This window comes from Stenotrophomonas capsici (assembly GCF_034961085.1).
GTDB classification, from domain to species: domain Bacteria; phylum Pseudomonadota; class Gammaproteobacteria; order Xanthomonadales; family Xanthomonadaceae; genus Stenotrophomonas; species Stenotrophomonas capsici.
In genome coordinates, this window is the sequence record NZ_JAYFUH010000172.1 from 1 (window position 1) to 2,998 (window position 2,998).

3 protein-coding genes are annotated in these 2,998 nt (G+C 69.5%); 2 read left to right on the forward strand and 1 reads right to left on the reverse strand.

Annotated features, from left to right (window positions below):
* Positions 1-133: 133 nt before the first annotated feature.
* Positions 134-565, reverse strand: a complete 432-nt coding sequence (locus VA603_RS10770) for a YkgJ family cysteine cluster protein (RefSeq protein WP_132863676.1) — start codon at positions 563-565, stop codon at positions 134-136.
* A 104-nt stretch (positions 566-669) separates the two neighbouring features.
* On the opposite strand from VA603_RS10770, the gene oleC reads away from it, so the two are divergent.
* Positions 670-2,316, forward strand: a complete 1,647-nt coding sequence (gene oleC / locus VA603_RS10775) for an olefin beta-lactone synthetase (protein ID WP_323438817.1) — start codon at positions 670-672, stop codon at positions 2,314-2,316.
* Between the two features lie 250 nt (positions 2,317-2,566).
* Positions 2,567-2,998: NAD-dependent epimerase/dehydratase family protein (locus VA603_RS10780; protein WP_323438818.1), on the forward strand; the 432-nt coding region annotated here is incomplete at its 3' end.

The following is a 2,998-nucleotide window of genomic DNA, read 5'->3' on the forward strand; positions in this document are numbered from 1 at the left end:
CACCAACGACCGCAACCTGGTGCGCAGCTTCGCGCAGGAGTTCGAGGACCTGTGGGGGCGTTACACCGCGCTGTGAAGCGCCCTGCAGCGGGCTGCCGGCTCGGCAGCCCCGGGTAAGCGCGGCGGCGGGAGCTCAGGCGGCGACCGGCGTGTTCGGTGGCGAGGAGGGGCTGTTGCCGTTGTCGTCGGGATGGTCGTCGTCATTGTCGGCGTCATCGCGCCAGCGCCAGTCCGCCAGGGTCAGCGGCGCCATGCCATGCGCGATGCGCGCGCGGTCGCACTGCGAGCTGGCCTTGCCGTACTCCCACGAGGCATCCACCTCGCGGCACACGCTGGGCCGGTTGGGATGGATGGTGCAGCGCGAGTACACGCCGATCTCCGAATCCAGCGCCACGCAGCGGATCGGATCCGAGTACGTGCCCTGCATGCACAGGCGATGCGGGTCCAGGCGCTGGGTCAGCTGGTGCGGCACGCCGCCTTCGGTGACTTCATCCGATTCCATCCAATGGAAGGCGACACGGTACTGGGTGCAGCAGGCACCACACGTCAGGCAGGGATGGGGCATGGGAAGCCGGCCTTCGGGCGGCAGCGGGGTGATGGGGAAGGCACGGAATTTTCCACGCTGCCGGGCCGCGCGCAAGAATTTTCTTCAGCGGCGACAATAGGAAGATGAACAAACACTGCAATATCGCCGCGCGCCTGCCTGAACTGGCGCGTGAACGCCCCGACCAGATCGCCATCCGTTGCCCGGGCCGACCCGGTCCCGGGGGCATGGCTGCCTACGACGTGACCCTGGACTACCGCCGCCTGGATGCGCGCAGCGATGCGATCGGTGCCGGGCTGGCCGCGTATGGCATCGGTCGCGGCGTGCGCACGGTGGTGATGGTGCGCCCGGGGCCGGCGTTCTTCCTGCTGATGTTCGCCCTGTTCAAGATCGGCGCGGTGCCGGTGCTGGTCGACCCGGGCATCGACAGGCGTGCGTTGCGCCAATGCCTGGACGAAGCCCAGGCGCAGGCCTTCATCGGTATCCCGCTGGCGCACCTGGCGCGCCTGCTGCTGGGCTGGTCGAAGTCCGCCACGCGCCTGGTCACGGTGGGCCGGCGCTGGGGCTGGGGGGGCACCACGCTGGCCGCGCTGGAGGCGGCCGGCAGTGGCAAGGGCAGCCAGCTGGTTGATACCGCGCCCGATGACGTGGCCGCGATCCTGTTCACCAGTGGCTCGACCGGCGTGCCCAAGGGCGTGGTGTACCGCCACCGCCATTTCGTCGGCCAGGTGGAGCTGCTGGGCAATGCCTTCGGCATGCAACCCGGTGGCGTGGACCTGCCGACCTTCCCGCCGTTCGCCTTGTTCGACCCGGCGCTGGGCCTGACCTCGGTGATCCCGGACATGGATCCGACCCGGCCGGGCAGCGCCGACCCGCGCAAGCTGCATGACGCGATCAATCGCTTCGGCGTGACCCAGCTGTTCGGCTCGCCGGCGTTGATGCGGGTGCTGGCCGAACACGGCCAGCCGCTGCCGACGATCACCCGCGCCACCTCGGCCGGCGCGCCTGTGCCACCGGAGACGGTGGCCAGGATCCGCGCGCTGCTGCCCGAGCATGCGCAGTTCTGGACGCCGTACGGGGCCACCGAATGCCTGCCGGTGGCGGTGATCGAGGGCCGCGAGCTGCAGGACACCCGCAGCGCCACCGAGGCCGGTGCCGGTACCTGCGTGGGCCGCGTGGTGCCGCCCAACCAGGTGCGCATCATCGCCATCACCGACGCGCCGATCGCGGAGTGGAGCGGGGTGCGCGAGTTGCCGGTTGGCGAAGTAGGCGAGATCACCGTGGTTGGCCCGACCACCACCGACAGTTACTTCAATCGTCCGCAGGCCACGGCTGCGGCGAAGATCCGCGAGGTACTCGGCGATGGCGGTGAGCGCATCGTGCACCGCATGGGCGACGTGGGGCGGTTCGACGCGCAGGGCCGCCTGTGGTTCTGCGGGCGCAAGACCCAGCGCGTGGAAACCGCGCAGGGCCCGCTGTACACCGAGCAGGTCGAGCCGGTGTTCAACACCGTCGCCGGCGTGCGCCGCACCGCGCTGGTCGGCGTGGGCGCACCGGGCCGCCAGGTGCCGGTGCTGTGCTACGAGCTGCTGCCGGGCGCCGATGCGGTGCAGGTGGAAGCGCAGTTGCGTGCGCTGGCCGCGGCGCAGCCGACGCTGGCCGGGATTGCCACGTTCCTGCGCCATCCGGGTTTTCCGGTGGATATCCGTCATAACGCCAAGATCGGGCGCGAGAAGCTGGCGGTGTGGGCGACGGAGAAGCTGGGGGTTTAGGGCCCAAAGCACGACCCCTCCCCAACCCTCCCCTTGGCTGCGCCAAAGGGAGGGGGCAGAAGCGTGGCTTTCGCGATGACCTGACCGACCTGCATGAACCACCCCCTCCCTTTGGCACAGCAAGGGGGAGGGCTGGTGAGGGGAAGAACGCGGTTCCGGCCAGATCCCCAAAACCCCAGGCCCTCCGCTGCTGCGATACTTGCAACCCGAACAGCCGGCACAGGGGCCGGCAGCAGAGGCGATCGAACAGATGAAGATTCTTGTCACCGGTGGCGGTGGGTTCCTGGGCCAGGCCTTGTGCCGCGGGCTGGTCGAGCGCGGGCATGAGGTGCTCAGCTTCAATCGCGGCCATTACCCGGCGCTGCAGGCGCTCGGCGTGGGCCAGATCCGGGGTGACCTGGCCGATGCCAATGCGGTGCATCACGCCGCCGCCGGCGTTGACGCGATCTTCCACAACGCCGCCAAGGCCGGTGCCTGGGGCAGTTATGACAGCTATTTCCAGGCCAACGTGGTTGGTACCCGCAACGTGCTGGCCGCGTGCCGCGCGCATGGCATCGGCCGGCTGGTCTACACCTCCACGCCCAGCGTGACCCATCGCGCGACCCATCCGGTGGAAGGCCTCGGTGCGGATGAAGTGCCTTACGGCGAGGACTTCCAGGCACCCTATGCGGCCACCAAGACC